Below are 24119 nucleotides of genomic sequence, written 5' to 3' on the forward strand. Positions count from 1 at the left end.
GCTATGTCAAAAGTCCGAATTTATACCCTTGCCAAAGACCTCAGCGTGGACAACAACAAAATGCTGGCCATGCTCGATGACTTAGGCGTGCAGTACAAGAGCGTCAGCAGCACCCTCGAAGAAGACATCGTGGAAACGATTAAAGGCTTGGTGGCCGCAGAGCAGAGCGAAAGCGCACCAACCACTGAGAATGCCAGCGGCGAGCCTGCTTCCGAAAAAACCGCGTCTCAAGCTGAAGCGGCAGCGCCCACAGCAGCGGTGGCCGTCGCTGAGCGGCCCGCCGAGAGCGGCTCAGCTGCTCAGACTGGCCTTCCCACCCGCGCACCTGTGGTGACCATCATGGGCCACGTGGATCACGGCAAGACTTCTCTACTCGACTACATCCGCAAGACCAAGGTGGCGGCCAAAGAAGCCGGCGGCATCACCCAGCACGTCGGAGCGTTCGAGGCCCAGACCAGCAAAGGCAAGATCGTCTTTATCGACACGCCGGGTCACGAAGCCTTCACGACCATCCGCGCCCGCGGGGCCAACGTCGCCGACATCGCCATCATCGTGGTGGCCGCCGACGACTCGATCATGCCGCAGACCCGCGAGGCCGTGGCGCACGCCCAGGCAGCCAAGATTCCCCTGATCGTGGCCATCAACAAAATGGACTTGCCGCAGGCCGATGTGGAACGGGTCAAGACCGATCTGACCCAGCTCAACCTGGTGCCGGAAGAATACGGCGGCGACACGGTGGTCGTGCCGGTGAGCGCCAAGACCGGTGAGGGCATCGAAGACTTGCTGGAATACATCAGCCTGACAGCCGAACTCGAAGACCTGCGGGCCGATCCCAAAGGCGAGTTTGCAGGCGTCATCATCGAGAGCAAGGTCGATAAGCAGGCCGGCGTGCTGGCCACCGTGATGGTTCAGGAAGGCACGCTGCACGTCAGCGACTTCTTGGTGGTGGGCGAGAACTACGGCAAGATCAAGGCCATGACCGATACGGTCGGCGGGCGCATCAAGGAAGCCGGGCCCTCGACGCCGGTGCAGGTGCTGGGCTTTTCCGACAACCCCAGCAGCGGCGACAAGGTGCAGAGCGCCAAGAACGAGCATCAGGCCCGCGAGATCATCGCCGCCCGCGTGCAAAAGCGCCGCGACGAAGAAGAGCAGGGCAAGCGCCGCAAGATGACCCTTGAAGAAATGATGGGGCCGCTCGGCGAGATCCGCACCGTCAACTTGATTTTGCGGGCCGACACCCAGGGCAGCTTGGAAGCTTTGCAGGGCATTTTGGCCCGCAAGGAAAGCGATGACGTCAAGATCAACGTGATGCTCTCGGGCATCGGTGCGCCCACCGAAGGCGACGTGCTGCTGGCCTCCACTGCCGAGGCGACCATTTTGTGCTTCAGCGTGGTGCCGTCGGGCAGCGTCAAGAAAGTGGCGGATCAAAAGAGCGTCGACCTCAAGAGCTTCCGGATTATTTACGAATTGATCGACGAAGTGGATCGCCTGATCAAAGGCAACGTCGAACCGGTCTTCGAGGAGAAATATCTGGGCCGCGCCGAAGTGCGGATGGTCATCAGCCACCCCCGCAGCGGCAACATCGCCGGGTCGTACATCACCGACGGCTCGTTCAAGCGCAACGCCAAAGCCAAAGTCACGCGCGGCAAGCAAGTCGTGTACGAAGGCACCATCGTGGGCCTCAAGCGCTTCAAGGACGATGTGCGCGAAGTGCAGCAGGGCTACGAGTGCGGTATCAACCTCGACTGGAATGAAGTCATCATCGGCGACATCATTGAAGCCAGCGAAATGGTGGAAGTCGAGCAGTAAAGTTTAGTCAACGTTCAGCGGGCCGCTTTCCAAATTGGAGGCGGCCCGCTTTCTTGTGGCGTCAGTCAGTTTCCAGCACCGTTTGCATCATCTACAACCTAATAGCACTCACGGACAAGTCAGATCAAACGTCAAATCCGGTGACGCCACGAACATCAAATTGGGATTGCCCGACTTCATCGGCACGAAAATTTTTGACCAGGGGGTTTGAGCATCATTGACCCGCGACATCAGCGTGAAGCTTCCGGTTGCGCCGGGGGCCAGCCTCAACTGATCGGCGTTCCCACCGATAGCGACGATTGCGCCGTCTTTGACCAGCTTGCCTGCGCCGTCGGTCACGCTCACGCGGCTCTCGTCGATGATATTGACGCTGTCCTGCACCTGCTTGGTGAGATTGGTGGCCTCAAAGTTGACCAACCAAAAGCCTTCGCGGTTGCCGACGCCCGCTTGCTGTCCGGTGACTTTAAAGCTCCACACGCCGTTGGCGAGCGACTGCCCCGCGCAGCCGTTAAGCGGTGCATTCGCAACAAGGGTCTTGGCGGTGAGCGCCCCGCCCACTGAAATCAAGCTCAGCGTCGCCGTCAGGCTGAGTACCGACACCAAAGAGAACTTTTTCATACTCAGCAGTCTAGCGAACTTTTGCCGGAGCAGGACGGATTACGCCTGACTCAAGAACTCTTTGGCGGCGCGGCAATCAAATCAAGAAAACATAGAAGATATTCAACAATTGATTAAGCCAGTAGACAGACATTTTATGTGGCACTGCTTACCCTTTTTCAGGAATCTAGAGCTTATCCGGAAATTCTGCGAAGGAGCAGGAGGACGCAGGCGAGCTGAACGAAGCTCAGGAAGTGCTCGGCAAGACGTTCATATCGGGTCACAATTCGTCTAAAATTCTGAAGCCAAGCAATGGTTCGCTCCACTTTCCAACGTTTGCGATATCGCCGCAGTGGGCGACCATCCTGGGTTTGACGACGGTTGCGCCGATTCGGCGCAATCATCTCGATGCCACGGTGTGTCATCTCGCTGTCCAAACCGTCACTGTCATAGGCCTTGTCACCAATAAGCCGTTCCGGGTAATCCCAACCGAACATGCTGTCCAGTGTGTCCTGAACGAGCGTGACCTCACTTGGACTGGCACTGGTCGTGAAGACGCTGATGGGCACGCCACTGGCCTCGACCATCAGCATGACTTTGGTGCCTTTGCCTTTCTTGGTTTTGCCGACATCAAAGCCCCCTTTTTGGCGGCACTGAAAGTGCCGTCAATAAAGCTTTCGCGGAGATCGAGCAAGCCTTGATCGGCAAGCTGTTCGTACAGGGCCTCAAGCAGCGCCGGGAAGACATTTCTGTTATTCCATTCTTGAAAACGCTCAAAGCAGGTGGACTTCGGCGGGTACGTCGTAGGGAGCTGATTCCATTGGGCACCCGTATGAAGCACCCAGAGGATGCCCTCAAACACTTCGCGGTCTGGTCGTCTGGGTCGTCCACGCAGCGTCTTCTTCTCCGGGGGTGGAATGAGTGGGCCGAGAACGGCCCACTGTTCGTCCGTCAATCGCATCCCGCAAGTATTTCAAGCCTTCACGTACCAAACTGGAATTTCCGGATCACTTCTAAAAAAGAATTTACCTAAATCTGCTCTTAAGCACTTCCCCTATTTTGCAGAATAGGCTCGTTCGTTCTGAAATACTCAGCCGCTCAACACATTACTTTGGAGTTCAGATGCCTACTAAAACCTTAGCCGACCTCGCCAAATCTATGAAAGACATTGACATCGCTATGATCTCAACGCACACCACAGGCGGCGAGATTGCTGGACGCCCCATGAGCAACAACGGCCAAGTGGAATACGACGGCACTTCGTATTACTTTACCTACGACAAGTCGCGCACAGTAGCAGACATTCGGAAGAATGCCAAAGTCTCGCTGGCTTTTCAGGGCACGAAGGCTTTTTTGGTGGCCGTCGAGGGTAAAGCTTTACTTATACAAGACAAAATTGAAATGAAAAAACATTGGACGCCTGATCTCGATCGCTGGTTCAAAGATGGAATCGATTCTGAAGGACTGGTGATGATTCAGGTAGACGCCACCCGCATTCATTACTGGGACGGCGAGGATGACGGCGAAGTCAAACTCTGAGCCGACTCAGCTCTAGCTTAAGTTGCCCTGTTCCGGCTCAGCGTCGGCTTGCCGCAAAAAATCCAGCAAGTCTTCAGGGCGCAGAAACAGGCGTTTGCCTTTGTCGCTGCTTCCCATGATGGGGGGCCACTCCACCTGTGCCCGCCACGATTTGAGACGGCTTTCGGGCCAGATTCTGACAATTAAGGTCACGCTCTGGGATTCTTGTAACACGCCATTTGCCTCCTGCCGGTAAGGATAGCGGGGCAGGCGTGACGCGGGCGTGACAGCGAAAAGACGGATCTCACCGCTCAGCGCTGTTCAAATTGATACTTCGCCGCTGGCAATTGCGGAGAGCGCGTGATGTTGATGGTGCCGCTAAAATTTACCCGTTCGCCCGCCGCGTTGTGATACTCGACGGGGAATTTGGCATTGCCCATATACAGGAAATCGTCTTTGAGAGTGATCTGTCCGTCGAGGGGTAACGCGTTCCAAGCGGCTTGATTCATCCAGACGGTCAGAGGCGGATTTGAACCGCGCAGGGCGATGGTGTGGATGTCAAGATGACAGCCTCCGCAAACCTCACCTACCGATCTGAGACTACGTCCACAGTTAGGGTCTGCACGATTTTGACAAGGCGTCACTTTGTAAGGAATTGACCCTTGAGTAAAATTCGCGTTCCCTGTCGTCGCAGATTCAGCCAACACGGATGAAGATAAGCAAAACACAGCCGGAATCAGCCAACGAACCTTGTTCATAGTTCTCCTTTTGAACATTTTTATAGGGGCAACATAAGGCGGGCCGCGTGACCTGAGCGTGACCGGCCCTCACTCGGGTGGAAGTTGAGCAAGATAAAAAGCCGTGAAGCGCTGGGCCTGAGTCGGCGTGAGCGTCTGGGCCAACGTTGCCAAACTGTCCCGCGCCCTGAGGTGAAGTTCAGGAGCGGCATCTGGCAAGCGGGCCAGTGCGAATTGAAGGCGTAAAGCCGTTAAAGCGTTCAAGCGCCGGCTAGACAGTAGGGCCTGCGCCTCCGGTATCAGCGCAGCGGGAGGATCAGGCTGCCAAAGTTGCAAAGCCAGCGCGTCCGCTCTGAGGGATGGTGCCGTACTTGGGCCGATAGTGGCCAAGATTTCTTCGGCCTCTGAAAAGCGCCCCAGCGCAAAGAATACCTCCCCACGTGTGAGATCAGCCAGAGTCTGTTCGGAACGTTCAGCCAAAGAATGCCAACGCTCACCTGATTCAAGACATCTGAGTGCCTGTGTCGAGTCTCCTCTAAACAGATTCAGCTTGGCTTGAATCGTATACTCAAACAGTCTGTATGAATCGAATTGGAGATTTTTTATAAGCTGAGTGTTCAAGCTTAAATTCTGTTCAGCAGCCTCAAGATCTGCCAATCTTAACCAGAACTGACTCAAAACAAGGCTAAAATGCGCGGCTTGGCTTTTTAAGTTTTCCTGATTGGTCAATTCGAGTGCCTGTAAGAGATTTCGGAGCGCTTCTCCCAAATTACCCATCAACAAATAATAGAGATGCCAGTAATACTTTTTACGAGCGGCAATACGTGGTTCGGTCAACTTAGAGAAATTTTCTATCTCTTGCCACAATTCTAAGGACGACTCTGCCTCCCCTTCTTGTAAATAGAGCCCTAGCAATTGTAACAAGACCTCAATCTGAATAAAGGTCATGCCCACCGCGCTGGCCTGTGTGCGTACCCATTTCCAGGCGGTCAGCGCCTGCTGCGTTTCGCCGGACAAGCGCAGAATCCAGCCCAAAATAAACTTGGCGCGAATTTGGCCGTCTATATCGCTGGCCTGAGTCATCACCTCCACGCTTTGCTGAATGCTGACGCGGGCCGAGGGCAAATCACCGCTCTCAGCTTGGCATTCGGCCAAAGTGAGATGCAGAATGCCCGCCCGACTCAGATCGTTCGGCGGATTGCACTCAAGGCCGAGGTGGAGTTGCTCCTGCGCCCACGCCAGCCTCCCCCACTGCTTAGCAGCCATGCCCGCGATCAGGTAGGCCTCTGCCCGCAGCTCATCCGGCACGCCGACCCAGCTCAGGACTTCTTCCATGCGGGTCACCGCCTCAGCGTTGTTGCCGGTGCGGAAGGTCAAGCGGGCCAACTTGGTGGCGGCCTCGGCCCGCAGCGTCAGGTCGCCCAAGCGCTCGGCGAGTTGCAGCATCTCCCCTGCGTCTTGTTGCCAGCCCGCTTGCTCGTTGAGAATGCGCCACAGGGTAATCCGCTCGGAGAGCAGGCCGCAGCGCTCTCGGGCATCCTTGGTGAGGGCCAAGGCCTGCGCGTAGTGCGTCAGCGCCTCTCGGTAAGCGTAGACCCGCTTGGCGTCCGCCGCTGCCGTGCGCCACCACGCCAGCGCTTCGCGGTTTTCACCTGCGGCCTGAAGGTGCTGGGCAATCCGGGCGGGCGGGCTGCCGCGCCGCTGCAAGGTGGCGGCGAGGCGGCGGTGCAGCAATCGGCGGCGGGACGGCCTCAGCTCGTCGTCCAATACGCGCCGCACCAGCTCGTGCCCAAAGCGGTAGCCCAGTGGGTCGGCCCGCAAGAGTCCGGCTTGCTCAGCCCGCTCGAGGAGTTCTAAACTTGTCCACTCGTCCAAAGCGGTGGTTTGGGCCAAATCCTCGGCGGCAAAGACCTCGCCCGCCAAACTCGCCGCGTCCAGCAGGCGGCGGGCCGAGGGGCCGAGGCGCTCCAAACGCTCCAGCAGTGCGCCCCGAACCGTGATTGAAAGCGGCATATCTTCGTAGGTGGGATTCACGCTGTCATAAACCGTGTGCCAGCCGCCTGCCGCGTCTTGCCAGAGGCTGCCGCCTTCAATCAGGCCGCGCAGCGTTTCTTGCACGAACAGCGGGTTGCCGCCCGTCGCCTCATGCAGCCGCTGAGTAAAATACTCACCCCGGCGGCTGCCCGACACGGTGCGAATCAGCGAGAGCAAATCGGTCTCGCTCCAGGGTTCAAGCCGGAGTTGCCGCGCCAGCCCCGATTTCTCAAGGGCAGCAAAAGCGGCGTGGGCGTGCGGACGCTCGGAGAGTTCAAAAGCCCGCGCCGAGACAAGCAGCCGCAGCGGCTGATCCCTGAGCCGCTGCGCCAGATTGCCGATGACTTCCAAAGTGGTGGCGTCGAGCCAGTGGGCGTCGTCAATCAGTAAGGTGATGAGCGGGTTGGCGGGGTGCGGAGATTCAAACAGCAGCAGCACGGCCTCGCTCAAGACCTCCACGAAGCGGGTGCGCTCGGCGGCATTGGGCGCGATCTGACTGGGCGTAATTTGGCTGAGCGCAAGTGGACTGGGTGCAAGTGGATCGAGCAAAGGCTGACTCAGGAGAGGACTACTCTGAGATGCAGAACTGGCGCTGGCCGCAGGAGTTGTTGCCCCGCCGGACACTTCCGGCAACAAGCGGGCGAGTTCTCGGCGGGCGGCCTGGCTCAGTGGCCACCCACTTTCCGCGAGAAGCGAGCGCAGCAAAGGCAGCAGCGGAGCGAGCGGGGTGAACTGGGTCAGCTCTTGGGCGTGAACCACCCAATACCTACCGCGTGAGCGGGCCAGTTCTTCCAGCAAACGGGTTTTGCCCACCCCCGGCTCGCCAGTGAGCAGCACCAGCGGGACTTGCAGCCGCGTCACGGCCCGCCAAGCCGCTTCACGGGCGACGAACGGCAGTTCGAGCGCCGTCACCGACAAGGGAGCAGACAGCGGCGGGCTGAGCGCCTGCGCCAGATGACTTTGTTCGAGGTCACCGCGCCGGAGCTGCTCAGCGATTTGGAGCGTGTGCGGCAGCGGCGTCAGGCCGAGTTCGGCGCTCAGCACCTGACGGCAGCGCTCAAACTGCTTCAGGGCCGCGCCGCGTTCGCCCAGTAAGCTGTAAAGGCGCATCACGGCGCAGTGCCGCGCTTCTTGTAGCTCATCGGTTTGCAGCAGGCGCAGGTGGGCTTGCAGCGCCCGCGCATACTCGCCCTGCGCTTCCCAGTCGGCGGCTTGCTGCGTCATGGCGGCTTGCCAGCGCAGCGAGAGTTGCTCACGCTGTGCCTGCGCCCAGTCTTCAAAGTCGGGGCTGGCAGGCCAATCGGTGTGGCTCAAAAAGTCGCCTCGGTAGGTGGCCAGCGCCGCTTCACGTTCACCCACGTCCAGCAGCGCTGCAAATTCTAGAGCGTCCACCGCGACCTCGGGACTGAGGCACAGCAGTTCGTCTTGCGTTTCGATCAGGGCTTCCGGCACGGCGGAGCGTACGCGGCGCAGCAATTGGCGCAAATTGGTGCGTGCCCGCGCTTCGTCGCCGTCATCCCAGAGCAGTCCGGCGAGGCGGCTGCGCGGCGTGGGGCCTTCGAGCGCCAGATACGCCAGCAAGCCCGCCGCTTTGCGAACCGGCAGTTCGAGTGGCTGACCGTGAAAGCGAATCAGGGGAGTGCCGAGCAGCAGCAGCTCAAGGGCCATGAACCGTACCTCTGCAAGAAGGTGGAGGGCAGCAGAACTTACCGGCCCCATTGTAAGGCCAGCCAGCAAAACGCACCCCGCTTGGAGCCTGGGGCGCGTCTTGTTATTGAGTTGTCTGGAGCTATTCAGTTGTCAGGGATAGTGTCAGATTGACACTTATGTTGGGGACAGATGCCCCAGCGAGCAGGTTCAGTGATTTGAGTTGGTCTGAAATATGAGCGGCTCCACCGGAAGCACAAAACCCTACCATTGCAGACTTCTTTTCTTGCGTGCCATGACAGGAGCATGAAGGTACGGGCGGGGGGACAACTGGGGAGAGTTGAAAAAACGTTGTTTGGGGACAAGTCATGGGGTGAGCGACTTGGGGATGGAGGATGACAACGCTGATCTACATTTTATCCAGGTGATCAGACTCCTCGCGTGATCAGAAGGGGCAAGTTTAATGGTTTGCTCCCCCACTCAGCAGCGGCGGCAGCAGACGCGGGCTGAGGCGGGCGCTGTACAGCGCGGCATCAAAGTGGCTCAGCGTGCGCCGGAAGTTGGCGGCCCGCTCTGGCCACAGGGTGCTGTTGCGCCCCGCCGCGTCCAGGTAATAGCTGGTGCAGCCTCCCTTCACCCACACCGACTCGCGCAGCTTGTCTTGCAGGGCGTCGCTGTACTCGCGCTGCGCCTCCGGCGTCGGCTCCAGACTCAGCAGGTGCGCGGCGTCCATGTATTCCAGCGCCCGCAGAATGTACCCGATCTGCGCCTCAATGATGTACACGATGGAGTTGTGGCCCAGCGCGGTGTTCGGCCCCACCAGCAAAAAGAAGTTCGGAAATCCAGCGACTGCCGTGCCGTGCAGCGCCTCCATGTGGCTGTCCCAAGCGTCCGCGAGACGCTGGCCGCCGCGCCCAAAGATCCGACGCGCCATCGGCGGCTGCGTGGCGTTGAAGCCGGTGCCACCGATCAGCACGTCGAACGCGCGGATCTGGCCATCCGCAGTCAGAATCTGATCGCCGCGAATCTCGGTGATGATCTCCGTCACCAGTTCCACATTGGGTTGCTGAATGGCCGGGTAGTAGTCGTCGCTGACCAGGATACGTTTGCAGCCCAGGCGGTAGTCAGGCGTCAGTTTGCGGCGCAGCTCCGGATCTGCTACCCGCGCCTCAAGGTGCTGATGGCCGAACTTCTCCATCAGTGCGCCCACCCTCTGGTTGGAAAACCCTAAATGCCTCACCTCCGCGTTCAGGAACACCCGCTGACGCGCCAAGCGCTGCAACACTGGGTAACGCCGGAACAACTCGCGGCGGCGCGGCGTGGTGGCCTCGTCCATGCGCGGCATCACCCACGGCGGCGTGCGCTGAAAGACGCTCAGCTGCTCCACGAGCGGCCGAATTTCAGGGATGAACTGAATGGCCGAGGCCCCGGTGCCGATCACCGCCACCCGTTTGCCGCTCAGGTTCACGGCGTGGTTCCACTGCGCCGAGTGAAAACGTTCGCCCTCAAAATCTTCCAGCCCCGGAATGTCCGGCCATTTCGGCTCAATCAGGGGGCCGTGACCGGAGATCAGGACGCGGGCCGTGAACTCACCCCGGCTGGTGCGGATGCGCCACAGGCCTTCCCCTTCGTCCCAGCGGGCTTCCTCCATCTCGGTGTTGAAGTGAATGTGCGGGCGCAGACGCTGCTCGTCGGCGGTTTTTCTGAGGTAGGCCAGAATCTCGGGCTGGCGGGCGTAACGGTGGGTCCAGTCAGGGTTGGGAACGGCTGAGAACGAATACAAATCACTCTTCACGTCGCAGGCGCAGCCGGGATAGGTGTTGTCACGCCAGGTGCCGCCCACCTCCGCACCGCGTTCGAACACCACGAAGTCGTCAACGCCGCGCCGCTTGAGTTCCAGCGCCGTTCCCAGTCCCGCGAAGCCAGCGCCCAGAACGGCGATTTGATGGTGGGTCATAAGGTATTGTGCTCCAGAAATTGATTGAGTATGGCCGTGAATTCTGCCTCCCGCTCGATCTGCGGGACGTGGCCTGTCGCCTCGAACAGGTGAACCGTGGCATGCGGGTGCGTGCGGCGGGCGGCCTCCAGATGGCGCACAGGGAGAATCTCGTCGCGGTCTCCCCAGACGATTAAAGTAGGCAGGTTCAGGGCCGGGAGCTGCTGAGCCAGTTTGACTTGCCACGGCGTCCGCGCCCCGCGCACATCACCAATTGAGCGCAGCACAGACAAAAACGCCCGCGCTGCGCCGGGCTGTTTCGACAAGTTCAGCGTATGCGCGACTCGCTCCGGCGTGACGAAATCAGCTGAGACAAATAAGCTGCGGGTAACACGCCGCGCACCAGTAGGACTGGCCACCAGCAGCCGTTCGCCCAGTCCCGGCACAGCACACAGGCGCAGGGCCACGGCCACCTCCCGCCCGAATCCGGCGGAGTTGACCAGCACCAGCCCACGCGCCCGCTGCGGATACATCACGGCGAACGTCTGCGCCACCGCCCCGCCCAGCGAGTTGCCGATCAGGGTGACGGGCCGCGTTTCTCCTACGGCGTCCAGATAGTGCCGCACGAAACGGGCCAGGCCCGGCAGGCTGTAATTCACTTCCGGCTTGTCGGTGTAGCCAAAACCGATCATGTCCGGGGCGTAAACGCGGTGCGCGGGGAACAGAGCCTGCACCGTGGGCGCAAAATCCTCCAGACTGCGGCCAATCCCGTGTAGCAAGACGATGGGTGGCCCCTCGCCGCCAATGACGTGACGGGTACGAACGCCGCCTACGTCCACAAAATGTGGGGTCGGCGTTTGAGGACTGGATTCAGCGGCAGTCATGAATTCCTCCGAAAGAAACATGGATTCAGAAGAGGATGCCGCGTGACGAACCAATCCGCCGTGAGCCAATCTAGATTCAGGTCAGCCGTTCCAAAGCCGCCAGCTACCGCGTAGGAAAGAAATGCTGTAGAACGTCACAACAACACCAATCCAGACTCAAGTCGTTATCAATTGATCCTGACGCAGTTTCAGGAAGGCGTCTGGGAACGGGGAGCGTAATACCGTTGCTATTCAACAGCCCTACGCCAGCAGGTGGCTCAGACTCAGGCGCTCAAGCCGTCCTTCCAGACTACCCAGCAACAGATCGGCGCGGCGTTTGGCTTCCTTCACATCGTCCGGCTGCCCATTGCGGGCCAGTTCGGCAGCAAGGAACGCTGCTTCCAGGGCCACGGTCGCAGGGGCCACCAGCCAGTGACGGGCATCGGCTACCACTTCGGCGCGGCCCTTATCGGTACTCTGACAGGGAACGATTTCTCTCAGCAAACGCAGACGCAGGCGAGTGCGCCAAGCACCGGGCGGGGCCTGAGCGATCCAGCGGGCCGCGTCATCAAAATCGCCCGCGTGAAAGCAGGCTTCCGCCAAGAGCAAGGCATGGGATTCTTGCTCGTCGTCCGGGCCTGAGGTTTGTATCAAGGCGTGGGCGTACGTCTCAATCTCCTCCCCCGTCCCGCACAGCAGTGCCCGGCGCAGGGCCACCGTTGCCAGCAGATGTTCCAGCTCACCTAGGTTGAGTTGTGCAGCTTCTATTTGTATTGCCGTTACTTCTTCGGCTTCCACTGGCTGGCCGCATAGCAAGTGAATGTTGGCCAGGAAAGCTCGGCGGCGCAAGACCGTGCTGGGTAGACCGCGCTTCTGGGCGCTGACCAGTGCCTGCTCACAGTAGGTCAGCGCCTGTCCCAGATCACCTATGTCCAGACTGATCGCGCCCAGGTTCCAGGTTGCCGATTCATGTATTTCCGGCGGAAGGTGCTGGCTGGCGGCGGCAATTTTGAAGGCTTCACTGGCCTCGTCACGGTGCCGAATTTTCCAGAGTGCCGTTCCCAGATTGAGCGTGATCATGTCGGCCACGCTCAGTGGACTGTACAGTCTGGCAAGCTGCTGGGCTTCTCGCAGCAGCGGCACGGCCTCGGCGGGTTTGCTGTGGGCAATGGCGGCCACGCCCCGGCCCAGCAGACCCCGCGCAATGGTCTGGGGATCGCCCAGCACACGGGCAACGGCCTCAGCCTGACCCGCATGATATTCGGCCTCACTGAAACGCCCCTGTGGAAAGTAGAGTTGGGTCAATGTGAAATGCACCTGGAAGCTCCAGCGGGTACGCTGCAAGGTGCCCAGGCGCAAGACCTCTTGCAGATGCATCTCAGCCTCCGTGAAACGGGCCAGGCGAATCAGGGACATCCCCCGTACCAGGTGCATCTGTGCGCCCAGCGATCCTGGCAACGGCGCGTCTAGCAGCCGGTCGGTGATGGCAATCACTTGCTGGAACTCGCTTTTCTGGATGTTCAGCGCGGCGAGATGCACTTCGGTCTCGAGTTCAAGGGCCTCGTCGCGTTGCTGATCGGCCAGTCGCCGCAGGGTGTCCAGGTGAGATTCAGCTTCTACCAGGTTCCCCAGGCCCAAGTGAAGCTGAAACGCCAGGGCGTGGGCGCGTGCCTGCACTTCCTTGGTCAGTTGCAGGGCCAGCGCCTCATCCAAAAAGCCCAGCCCTTCGGTGTGCGCGGCAATCGACTCCGCTTCCCTGGCTGCCCGCAGCAGCCACTCACCTGCTTGCTGGGGCTGCCCGGCCGCCAGCCAATGTCCGGCCACCTCACGCGCCGCCGCCGGAGCTTCGGCCAGCATGAGCGCGGCCTGGCGGTGCAGAAGTTGCTGGCGCTCGGCAGTCAGGCCCGCCGCGACACCGACCCGGTAGAGATCGTGGGCCAGGGCATACCCCCCGGAACGCAGCACCATCAAAGAGGCCTCCCTGGCCGCGCCGATAGCCGAGGCCAGCAACCACGCGTCCAGCCCGGTCAGCATTTCCAGCATATCCAGCGGCACCGGACGGGCCATGATCGCCAGCGCTTCCAACACCCGCTGCGCTCCGTCACCCAGCAGTTTGACTCGCGCTTTCACGGCGCTCAGCACGCTGCCGGGCAAGTCCAGTTCGGCGTAGAACTCGGTGTGCTCGTCATGACGGGTCTGCCACTGGCCCCCGGCGTCATCGGTCAGATCGCCCCTCTCGCGCAGGTGACGCAAGGTTTCGAGGACAAACAGCGGATTGCCCGCCGTGGCCGCGTGCAGCCGCGCCGCAAAACGGGTGCCGCCCCTAGTTCGTCCCAGCGTTCTGACCAGCGCCAGCACGTCGGTTTCCAGCAGGGGGGCCACCGTCAATCGGCGCAGTTCGCCGCGCCCTTCAAGTTCATCCACCAGAGCCGTCGCCGCCGCATTGTGGGCCAGTTCCGGGGCGCGGGCGCTCAGCAGCACGCGGGCGCGGTCGCCGGGCGGTACCCGGAGCAGCTCGGCCAGCAAATACCGAACCGCTTCCAGGCTCAGATCATCGAAATCGTGCAGGTCATCGAGCACCAACAGACCGCGCCTCAGACCCGGCAGGACGGCCCGTGACAGCGCTGCGAAAAGAGCTTGACGCTGCTCTGGGCTGGCTCCGGTCAGTGAGGAGGCCGCTGCGGAATCAGCATGCAGCTCGGGAATCAGCCGCGAGAGTAACGCTTGATCCGTTTGGGCCAACGTGGGCAGGCGGCCCCGCTCCGAGAGTGAGCGGAGCGCCGCCGTCACCGCCCCCAGCGGCCACCACCGCGCTTCGGCAAGCCCGCGCACGATCAGGCGCGGGCGGTGCTGAGCGCTGAACTCGTCCGCCAGGCGCGATTTGCCCACCCCCGGTTCGCCCAGCAGCAGCGCCGGAAGGTGGCTGCTCCGCAGTTCTCGCCACAGGGCCTCGCGTCCGATCAGCGGGGCCTGCAAGGTTTGTTCCGAGGTCTGTGTTGACACCTCGGTCCAGCGGCGCACCTCTGCACTTGGTTCAGCCTCCAGCTCCCGGCGCAGCCGCTCGGCGTAAGCCTGGTAAGTGGCGCGGGCCATCTGTGTTTCACCTGCCTGGACCAGCAGCCGCAGCCACTGGGCCTGGGCAGCTTCATCCAGCGGGTCCAGTTCGGTGATGGCCTGCGCCGCCCGCGCTGCGCCCTTCAGATCACCCTCGGCCTCATGTTGGCTGACTGAGGCGCTCAGGCGAAAGCGGACCGCCGTTCGGCGGGTTTCCCGAATGCTCTCCAGCCACTCACCCAGTTCGTCCGACTCGGCCACCTCACCGGACAGCATTTCAGCTCCATTCAGGTCGTGTGCCGGATCGAGCACATCGATCTGCCATATTCCGGTTTGCTCGACGGCGCTGCGCTCCAGGTGCAGGTACGCGCCAGCAGCCGTGTGGTTTAGCCGGTAGAGTTCTACCCGCAGGTTCTGGCGGGCCGTGGAAGAGTCCGATAGAGGCCACAGCAGCGAGGCCAGTTCGGCGCGGGTCGTTCGGCCTTCCAGTCCTATCCGTGCCAGCAGCAGCAAGCTCTTGTGGGTGGCAAGTTTGACGGCTTGCCCGTCTACCGTGACGCGCGGCCTGCCCAGCAAGGTCAGTTCCAGCATTCAGGAGCCTCCGCTTCATGAGAATTTGTCCAGGGTCGCGTGGTGATCTGGTTTCAGTATGCGCCCTCACCTCGGCGGCCCGGCCTTATCACGCCCTTGCCACGCCTGTGGCGTTACCCTTCGGCAAAGAGGTGAACCATGTCTTTAGCAGACGAGTCCAGCAGTTCCCAATCTGTGGAGGTCCACACTGACACGCAGTATCACCTGAGCGTTTGTACCCAGGCAGGACGCCTCACGGTGCGGGTGAGCGCTGAACCCGGCGACGCCGAACACATCTTTTCCAGCCTGCTGCTGGCCTTCGATTACATTGAGCGCGACCTGGCTCCGTCCCAGCACTCACGCAAGGGAGCAGGACTCAGGTAAAGTCCGCCGAACACAGCACAAGCAATGGAGGCAGCCGACATGATTGTCTGGCTGCCTCCCCACCTGTCATGCCTAAGCTATTTGAAGGTGATGCTCGCTTCCTCACCCTCAATACCGCTGCCCTCCAAAGGAACGACCCGGTACAGATCTCCAGCCTTGGCCTGCGTGTCGGTGTACGCCGGTGAGGTCACCACACTCAGGCGTTCTTGCCGGTTCCCGCGCGTGCGGTACACCGCGTAGGAGGCCGCGCCTTTATCCGCTTTCCAGCTCAACACCGCGCCCCCACTCCCCGCGCTGCCCCCACTGACGGTCAGAGCCTGCACCTGCGGCGTGGCCGTGATATTCAGCGGCACACCCCCGGCCACATTGGACGGATCGCTGCGCTTGCCCTTCGCGTCCAGCGCGGCCACGAGGTAAGCGTAGGCGAAGGGGGCCGCCACGTTGCGGTCGGTGAACGTTTTGGTCGCGCCGGGCAGCCGGGCCACCAGCACCAGATCACCTTTTGGATTCTGCCGGAAGACTTCTACCTGCGCCGGAACGGCGTCCGAGTAGGTCCAGCTGACTTTCAAGGCGCTGTTCTGGGCTTCCACGCCCAGCAGGGTGGGCGCGTCGCCGCCAATGCGCGGGGTGATCACCGCCACCGGTTCGCCGGGTTTGCCACTGACTCCTGAAGCGCTGACCGTGATGACCCGGAAGGTCATGCCGGTGCCAGGCGAGGCGTCCAGTCGCAGTTTGAGGGTGGTGGCGCTGATAGGCCGGGGCGTGACGCTGACCAGTTGCTCGCTGGGCGTATCCGCCGCCGCGCCGCGCACCACCAGGTAGCCGATGGGCCGTCCCGCTGCGGGTTTCCAGCTGAGGGTCAGGGTGTTGGCGTCTTCCAATTTGGCGCTCAGTCCGGTGGGCGGCGCGGGCACGGCGGGATTGAGCGGCTGCGCTCCCCGGATGCTCAGCGGCCCGGTCATGCCAGCGGCCAGCTTGTAGCCCAGGCCGTACACGTAGCTTTTGGCTTCCTCGGTGGTGGTGTCGGTGTAGCTGCTGCTGCCCGCTGCCACCTCGCCTACCGGCCCCAGGGTGTCGGGCGAGCTGCCCCGGTACACCACCAGGCCCAGGATGCGGGGATCGTTGACGGCGTTCCAGCTCAGTTTCACGCTGCCTCGTCCGTCCGCGCTGAAGGTGATGACGGGCTCCACCAGACTGGCACGCGGGAACGGTTCGGCGTCGCCGGTATCGGCCACCAGCACTGCCGTTCGGGCGCTCTCGCGTCCGAACAGATCGAGTGCGGCCACCTGATAGCTGTATTTGGTTTTGGGCTTGAGGGGCAGGGCGTCGTCTTTGAAGGTCACGCGGTCGGGCTGGGTCGGATCTTTGGTGGGAAAGTAAGGCGAGGGTTGCAGCAGTTGCGCCGCTGCGCCGTTCTCAGCGCGGTAAACGCGGTAGGCCATGACCTGCCCACCGGAGCGCTGCCAAGCCACGGTGACGCGGGTGCGCTCCGGTGTGGCACTCAGCTTGCCCGGCGGCGTCACGGCGGGCGGCGCACCGGGGGTCACGCTGGCGGTGCCGACCAGTGTTTCCTTGCCGCTGCGCAGAGCCACGACGCGGTAAGTGTAATTGGTACCGTTCTTGAGGCCCGTTTCGGTGACGAGCAGGTTGAGGGTGCGAGCGATGCCGGGACTGGAAAGCGTCTGGAGTTGCAGGGCCAGCTTTTCAAAGGGATCGCTGACTGGAGTGCCGAACTTAGCTTTCAGGAAGTCGTACTGCTGGGCCGTGACCCAGTCGTTTTTGAGGGCGTCGGCTTTGGGAGCGATGCCGGGCAACTCGCGGCTGACTTTGCCGCCGCCGCCCTCACGGGTCAGGCGGTAAGCGTCGGGCAACTGATCGCCGGGCAACGTCCAGCGCAGCAGTGTGCCGCCGGGCTGGGGAAGGGCTGCCACGCCGGTTTTGGCCGGGTCGGGAGCGAGGCCGCCTTTTGATCCGGTGACGGTCTGGGCACTGGCGGCTCCCAGCAGGAGGAGTGAGGCGGCCAGCAGGTGACGGGTTTTTAGTGAGGGAACAGCGTCGCGGCGCAGTTCAGGATGGCTCAAGGTCTTCATGGCGCTCCTTGTGCGGGCCTCTGGTCTGACTTGATCCAGAGGCCCGGTGCTGTGGGTCTAGAGGCCGAGGTGAACGTGTGTCTTGAAGTCCACGTCTGGTAGGCCGGGCAGCGCGATCTGGACATGGGCTGTGCCGTCTACGTTGCTGCCGTTGCCGAGCTGGAAGTTGGCGTCTAAGCTGACTGAGGCGCTGATGGAGCCACCAAAGACGCAGAGGTGGGCGCTGACCGAGGCCCCGGCATAGAGGCCCACATGCCCGTGAATGTATGGGTTGGGAAGCAAGACGATTGCGCCGTCCACGGCGGCAAACAGCCGGGCGTCGAAGCTCCAACTGTAGTGACATAGCAGACTGCCGCTGTCTCCGGCATGGTAAATGTTCTCGATGGACGCCCCAGCCGCCAGACCGAACGAGCCAGGATCCACGAAGCTGGGGGCGCGGCCATCCAGAATGCCGGTCATCACGTAGCCGTCGATGGTGGACTTGATGATCGCCAGGTCCACCGTGACCGACACGCGCCCGGTGCGGTACAGCGCGGCGCACCAAGTTTCGGTGGTGGGGTTACAATACGCCGCGCCACTCTGGCTCTTGGGCCGGAAAGTGCCGATGTAAACATGCGGGGTCTTGGACAACTCGATACTGGCCGCCCCCTGAACCGTGACCACGCCGCCCGCCAGTGACAGCGGCTTGAGGTCAGAGCATCTCAGGTCGCCCACTTCGGCTGGCCCGACGCACAGGTCCGCGAACAGGCCGCTTGCGTTCACCGTTGCAGCGAAGCGGGCCTGGGGATGGCCGCCACCGAAGTAGCCCCCAGCCGAGTTGATGCCCCCGGTCAGCAGGTAACCGTCTCCGCCGAAGCGCAGTTGCGGTTTGTCGGTGCCTATTTCCGCGACGATGGCGGCGTGCAGAATGGTGTCGTCCATACCCTTCACACCGGTGAACGAGGCCACCACGCCCGCTGTCAGGTGCAGGCCCTTGCCGTCGTTCGGGCGCTTGTTCAGGTCACTGAAATAGATCTGGCCCTGGCCCCACTGCATGTTGTAGGCCAGCCCACCGGTGATCTGGTAGATCTTGATAAAGGACAGCGGAATGCCGTCGGCGGCCTTGCCGGTGGCCAGCAGATACCAGTAGCTCTTACTGCCCTTATGCCCAAACAGCCCCTTGACCTGCATGGACAGCTTGTCGCTGACGCCCACGGTGCCGCTGTCGAAGCTGATTTCCTGAGACGCGCTGCCTGCCGGGCCTGCGCCAAAGGCTTGTGCGCCCACGCCGGTCAGATTGGTCTGGCTGCCTTTGAGGGTGATATCGATCGGATTGCCTGTTGTCGAGCTGATTTGCTGCGCCATGTCGTCTACCTTCAGCTTCAGGCTGTAGGTCTGCGCATCGGCGCTCAGGACGAAACGTGCCGGGGCGGTGATGTTATTGCTGTTCTCGTCGGCGTTGCCCAGCGCCACTGAACCTGACAAAATCATCTGCCCGTCTGCGGGGCTTCCACCCTTGAATGTCACGCTGTCCAGGGTGAGGGGCGTGCCCGCGACGGTGGGACTCGGGCCCTGAATCGAGGCGCAGGTGCTAAGAGACAACTGGGCCAGCCCACCGTCGATCAGTAGCGGCGAGCAGTTCACCTTGAGGCCGCTGCCGACGCGCGACAGATCGAAGGTACTTCCAAGTAGGGTGAAGCTCAGGAAGCCTTCCCTACCATTCACTGGGATGAAGCCTCCAGTCACCTCTTTGGCCGTGAAACTGCCGTCGGGGCCGTAGGCACGGGTTAGGCCCGTTTTATCAAGGGTCACTGTTCCGGTTCCGCTGGGATTCATGTCCCAGCTTCCGGTCAACTTGCCGCCGCCCACGAAAGGCAGTGGCCCGAAGGCACCGGTCACCAGACTGCGGATCAGGTGGGTCTTGACCATGACCACCACGACTTCACTGGCGTCCATGGGAATGCCGCCTGAGAGCCGGGTCGAGCCGGGCACTACCTTGCCGTTCGGCCCCTCAATGTCCAGGTTCCAGCCGCGTGTGCCGTAGCTGACTGGCACCTTCTTGACCAGTTGCACCGATAGTTTCTGCTCTTTTCCGACATCCTCCTCGCTGTCACCTTTGGTGGCGTCGTACTGCGCCACGGTGTCGATGGTGAGCTGGTTGGACAGCCACAGCAGCCCCTGCCACTTCGGCCCCACGTCCGGCACCAGCACGGCGCTGGGCGCTCCGCCGTAAGTTGTTCGCAGCAACTCGGCCTGTGAAGCTACCGAGGGGTTCACGGCGGGCAACAGGCCTCGCTTGGCCTCGGTCAAGCTCACTGGTGAGTTTTGTGCTGCGCCCTGAGAACCGTTCGCAGCGTATCCATCGGGTTCCACACTACGCGAGCTGCTGAGGTCCAGATAGACCGTCTGCATGCCTAAGACTTCCATGGACACGCCCGAGTCACCCAGTTTCAGAACGCCTCCGAGAACATCCAGAAGTGCTGACTTGCTGGTCGCTGCACTTGGGAAGGAGGCCACGCTCTTGCCGCCCACGGTCCGCGCTGAGACGACGTCGCCGTTGTTACTGAGGTACAGCTCTGGGAAGACCAGGAAATCAACCTGCTTATTCGATAATATTTCCTGAAGCTGCTCGACAGTTTTTGCAGTGACCACCGGCACAAGCGGAGCAGCGAAAGCCAGATTGCCAACGCCGTTACCTGTATAAATGCCTTCGCTGGCCGCCTGTTCGAGTATCGTCCGGCCTTCCTGAGTGACGTACCCGACGCCTGCGCCGGTGCTGGTGGGCAGTTGCCCCGTCTGGGTGTATTTCAGGAACGGGCTGGGCGCACTCACGTCGCTGACGCTTCCGTCCTTGCTCCGGCCCTGGGCGTACACGGTGCTGAGCATCCCCAGACGCTGGTTGTTGACCGGGGTGGCGACGGGAATGCCCCCTGGAGTCACCGTCAGGCTGATAGCCGGATCGAAAATCTGATTGATCAGCTCATTCACGATTTCCTGCGGGCCTTTGGGGCCAGGGACGCCTGGTGTAGTGTAGTTCGGCGGCTTTTTGAAGACCGTCACCTGTTCAAGGTCCGGCGAGGTGACCACGGCTCCGTTCAGCACTGCGCCGCTGGTTGAGAAGGTCACCCGGCCCACACGCAGCCGCATGGGCGAAAAGGCGGGGAATTCGGTATAGACGGTGGAGAGTACGTAGGGACTGTCGTTGGCGGTCTTCGGCTGGGCCGTAAAACTGCCCGACAGCAGGTAGGCGGTGTCGCCGTCCACCTTGACCTTGAGGTCAGACGCCGTAATCGGTCGCAGCGCCACCGGGGTCAGCCCGACGACAAAGGGAGAGTCAGCAGCAACTTTCAAGAAGGGCGAGAAATGGTCAGGATTGAATTGCGGGCCAGTTCGCGGCTTGTTGGCTCCGGTGATCTCGAACCTGAATTGATCCTCGCCCTCGCCGACCACCAGAAACTTGGGCAGGCCGGGTTCAATCAGGTTAACGGTCTGGAGGCTGATCTGACCGGGAAAGGCGGCCTTGCTGTCGCCAGTGACGCCCAGCACCTCGACGCGCAGCAGGTAGCGCCCGCTCTTGCCGGTGGGCAGTTTCAGCGCAGCGCTGTTCTGGCCGACTTGCAGCGGCACTTGCCGGGTTTCCAGGGTCAGCGGCTGGCCATCGGGCTGATCCTTCACGTTCAGTGGCGTCCAAGTCCAGCGTAAGTTCACGGTGCCGCTGCCAGTCACGTTGAGCAGAGCCACCGAATCGGCGGGCGTCCCGACCTGAAACTCGGCGGGCGTGGGAGCAGGAATGGCCGCCTTGGCCTGAGGCCGAACCTCAGTGCCGAAATCTTCGATTCCCACAGCGGCGTCAATCACGGCGACGACCACCACGGTTCGCTCGGCGGCCTGATCTGCTCTGAGCGTCAGCTTGACGGTGTAGACCCCGCTGACAGCGAAGACATGCGGAATATCGGCGTCGGTCTTGACGCTCTGTTTGGGTGTGCCGTCCCCGAAATCGAGGCTGTAGACGTACTGCGGGTAGCTCTGGATGTTGCCCACGTTGACGGTGCTGGGCGTTCCAGCACGGGCCGGGGTCACCGAGAGGGTGGGCAGCGGCACGCCAACCACCACGGGCAAAATTCCGAGCGGCTCACCCGTCTGGGCCAGACTGACCTTGACGATGAAGGTGGCGTCCTTGAGGTAGGCGTGTGTGCCCAGCGGTGAGTTACCATCCTTAACAGCGCCGCTTACATTGAGAGTCTGAACGGTGCCGTCGCCCCAGTCGACTTTCAATGCCGTTCCGGTATTCAAATCGCCTACGCTGAGCGTCACCAGCTGATCCACCACCGGATTGGCCGGGTCAACAGCGAGGGCGACGTTGCCGAGGGTCACCGTGATGGGCTGCACGCACGTCACACCCTGCGCTGAACCCTTGATGACGAAGGTGCCGACTTTGGCGTAACTGTGCTGCTGAAGATTGGCTTTCGCCCCGTCACCTGTGTTGGTCACGGCGCTGGACACTCCGGAAGTGGTGGTGCCGTCGCCCCAATCGAGGCTGTAAGCCAGATTGGCGGGCAGGCCATTCACTTTGATGCTCACCGGCTTCGAGAGGAGGGGTGAAACCGTCAGCACCTCTACTGAGCAGATAACGGGCAGTGCGGTCACGGTGACCGGCACAGGCGCAATACCGCTGACCGGTGCGCCGCCGCGTAGCAGGCGGACGATGTAAACTTCGGCTTTGCTGTAACTGTGGCTCAGGCTGGCCGCCGCCGAAACCACCGAAGTGTCGCCCCAGTCGAGCTGATCGCCGGGCTGAAAGTCCGTGAGGGTTGCCATGACCTTCTCTCCGACCTGCACGGCGTTGGGAGCAACGCTCAGGGTCGGGATGGGCAGACTCACCACTACGGGAACCGGCGCGACTCCGGTCACTGGTTTTCCACCCCGCAGCAGGCGGACGGCAAACGTTCCAGCTCTGTTATAGGAATGATTGAGGCTGGCTGCCGCTTGAACGGTGGCGTTGTCACCCCAGTCGAGCTGATCGCCGGTCTGAAAGTCCGTGAGAGTTGCTGTGACCTTCTCCCCGATTTGCACGGTATTTGGAGCAACGCCCAGAGTTGGGATGGGGAGACTGACCACTACTGGCGCAGGTGCGACACCCGCGACGGGTTGCCCGCCACGCAACACGCGCACAGCGACTGTTCCCGCCTTGCTGTAAGCGTGCTGGAGACTCGCTGCCGCTGGCACCACCGTACCGTCACCCCAGTCGAGCTGATCGCTAGGCTGGAAATTGGTCAAGGTCGCCGTGACTTTCTCGCCGACCTGCACGGCATTGGGAGCAACGCTCAGGGTCGGTATAGGTAAGCTGACCACCACTGGCACAGGTGTAACACCCGCTACGGGTTGCCCACCGCGCAACAAGCGCACAGCGAACGTTCCAGCCTTGTTGTAAGCGTGCTGAAGGCTTGTTTCTGCTGGCACCACCGCGCCGTCACCCCAGTCGATCTGGTCGCCGGGCTGAAAGTCCGTGAGGGTTGCCATGACTTTTTCGCCGACTTGCACGGCATTGGGAGCAACGCTCAGAGTTGGGATGGGCAGGCTGACCACCACCGGCACGGGCGCGGTGGCCGGATAGGGCCTGGCATTGGCGTCCAGCAGACGCACTACGAATGTTCCAGCCTTGCCGTAAAGGTGGCTGAGGTTGGCCGCCACTGGCACCTTCGTTCCGTCACCCCAGTCGAGCTGATCGCCCGGCTGGAAGCCCGTCAGGGTCGCCGTGACTTTCTCGCCGGTCTGTACAGCGCTGGGAGAGACATTCAGCGTCGGAGTGGGCAGCGGGGCCGTGACCGTAACGATGGCGGGCGGCAGACCAGACAGAGGCGTGCCTACTCTTAGCAGCCGTACGGTGAACACTCCAGCTTTGGCGTATGCATGATTTAGGCTTGGAGCCGCCGCAACCACCGCGCCGTCACCCCAGTCGAGCTGATCGCCGGTCTGGAGATTGGTCAGGAGCGCTGTTACATTTTCGCCGGTCTGTACGGCACTGGGCGAAACACTCAGGGTTGGGATAGGCAAGCTGACCACGACGGGTACAGGTGCAACTCCGGCGTCGGGCTTCCCACCAAGCAGCAGACGCACAATGAACGTTCCCGCTTTGCCGTAAGTGTGTGTGAGGCTCGCGGCGGCGGCTACAACCGTGCCGTCGCCCCAGTCCACTGTGTAATACAGCACAGCCACACAAGAAGTACAGGTTGTCAGGTCTAGGTTGGTCAAAGTCGCTGTCACCTTCTCACCCACCAGGACAGCGTTCGGCGAGACGCTCAGCGTCGGGGTGGGTCGGCTGACCACGACAAGGATGGGCGCGACTTCGGCGATGGGTTTTCCGTTGACCTTCGCGTCCATCAGCCGCACCTTGTATGTTCCGGACTTGGTGTATTCGTGACTGAGGGTGCTCACTGCCGAATTGACTGTGCCGTCCCCCCAATCAAGCGCATAGCTTGTCTGGAACTCCGTCAGGGTCGCCGTAACCTTCTCACCCACCTGCACGGCGCTGGGAGAGACATCCAGAGTAGGGGGAGGAGGAGTAACTTTGATTTTATCTTCATCGCATTGCTCATTGCCCTTCCCGGTGGTTTTCTCACAAGACCAGACGACCCCGTAGCCGCCCGCCGCCGAGTAGACGTGGGTGACTGCCGTACCGGTGACTGGGCTGGTTGTGCCGTCACCCCAGCTAATGATTCCATCTGCTTCACTCACTGTGGCGGTCACGGTCTGTCCCACTCTGACGGTGGGGGGAGAAAGTTTCAGAGAATAGAAATGATTGTTGACAGCTGAGGCTAAGCCCCCCAGACACAGCAGCGCCGCCACGAAGGCAAGCAGCCGGAGAACGAATTTCATGTATACCCTCCCCGTCGCGGGCGCA

General features: G+C 61.6%; 12 protein-coding genes and 1 pseudogene. 3 read left to right on the top strand and 10 right to left on the bottom strand.

The window, feature by feature from the left end:
* The first annotated feature begins 3 nt into the window (after positions 1–3).
* Complete coding sequence (infB, locus tag EHF33_RS05485; RefSeq protein WP_124868608.1) at positions 4–1809, top strand: translation initiation factor IF-2; 1806 nt, start codon at positions 4–6, stop codon at positions 1807–1809.
* A 108-nt stretch (positions 1810–1917) separates the two neighbouring features.
* On the opposite strand, the gene EHF33_RS05490 is transcribed toward infB, so the two are convergent.
* Positions 1918–2427, bottom strand: coding sequence for a hypothetical protein (locus EHF33_RS05490; protein WP_124868610.1), 510 nt, complete (start codon positions 2425–2427; stop codon positions 1918–1920).
* 173 nt (positions 2428–2600) lie between these two features.
* A pseudogene (locus EHF33_RS05495) lies at positions 2601–3367 on the bottom strand (IS5 family transposase).
* 161 nt (positions 3368–3528) lie between these two features.
* On the opposite strand from EHF33_RS05495, the gene EHF33_RS05500 reads away from it, so the two are divergent.
* Positions 3529–3945: a pyridoxamine 5'-phosphate oxidase family protein gene (locus EHF33_RS05500; protein WP_124868612.1), complete on the top strand. Its 417-nt coding sequence runs from the start codon at positions 3529–3531 to the stop codon at positions 3943–3945.
* Positions 3946–3957: 12 nt separating this feature from the next.
* On the opposite strand, the gene EHF33_RS05505 is transcribed toward EHF33_RS05500, so the two are convergent.
* From EHF33_RS05505 to EHF33_RS05530, 6 genes are all read right to left on the bottom strand, one after another.
* Entirely contained in the window at positions 3958–4158 is a 201-nt protein-coding gene (locus EHF33_RS05505; protein ID WP_124868614.1) for a hypothetical protein, read from the bottom strand.
* A 77-nt stretch (positions 4159–4235) separates the two neighbouring features.
* On the bottom strand, positions 4236–4682 hold the full coding sequence (locus tag EHF33_RS05510) for a hypothetical protein (RefSeq protein ID WP_124868616.1): 447 nt from the start codon (positions 4680–4682) through the stop codon (positions 4236–4238).
* Positions 4683–4751: 69 nt separating this feature from the next.
* Entirely contained in the window at positions 4752–8363 is a 3612-nt protein-coding gene (locus EHF33_RS05515) for an ATP-binding protein (RefSeq protein ID WP_164473414.1), read from the bottom strand.
* A 439-nt stretch (positions 8364–8802) separates the two neighbouring features.
* Positions 8803–10299 (bottom strand): flavin-containing monooxygenase, encoded by a 1497-nt coding sequence (locus tag EHF33_RS05520; RefSeq protein WP_124868620.1) that lies wholly within the window; start codon positions 10297–10299, stop codon positions 8803–8805.
* Positions 10296–11162, bottom strand: coding sequence for an alpha/beta fold hydrolase (locus EHF33_RS05525; protein WP_124868622.1), 867 nt, complete (start codon positions 11160–11162; stop codon positions 10296–10298). Before EHF33_RS05525 ends, EHF33_RS05520 begins: the two co-directional genes overlap by 4 nt.
* Before the next feature lie 240 nt (positions 11163–11402).
* Positions 11403–14786, bottom strand: coding sequence for an ATP-binding protein (locus EHF33_RS05530; protein ID WP_124868624.1), 3384 nt, complete (start codon positions 14784–14786; stop codon positions 11403–11405).
* A gap of 138 nt (positions 14787–14924) precedes the next feature.
* Here EHF33_RS05530 and EHF33_RS05535 point away from each other — a divergent pair, with 138 nt between their 5' ends.
* Positions 14925–15149: a hypothetical protein gene (locus EHF33_RS05535; RefSeq protein WP_124868626.1), complete on the top strand. Its 225-nt coding sequence runs from the start codon at positions 14925–14927 to the stop codon at positions 15147–15149.
* Between the two features lie 77 nt (positions 15150–15226).
* Here EHF33_RS05535 and EHF33_RS05540 read toward each other — a convergent pair whose 3' ends face one another.
* Both EHF33_RS05540 and EHF33_RS05545 read right to left on the bottom strand, forming a co-directional pair.
* Positions 15227–17239 (bottom strand): hypothetical protein, encoded by a 2013-nt coding sequence (locus tag EHF33_RS05540; RefSeq protein WP_124868628.1) that lies wholly within the window; start codon positions 17237–17239, stop codon positions 15227–15229.
* A gap of 57 nt (positions 17240–17296) precedes the next feature.
* Positions 17297–24094, bottom strand: coding sequence for a PKD domain-containing protein (locus EHF33_RS05545; protein ID WP_124868630.1), 6798 nt, complete (start codon positions 24092–24094; stop codon positions 17297–17299).
* Between the last annotated feature and the right edge of the window lie 25 nt (positions 24095–24119).

Origin of the sequence: Deinococcus psychrotolerans (assembly GCF_003860465.1) — a bacterium.
GTDB classification, from domain to species: Bacteria; Deinococcota; Deinococci; order Deinococcales; family Deinococcaceae; genus Deinococcus; species Deinococcus psychrotolerans.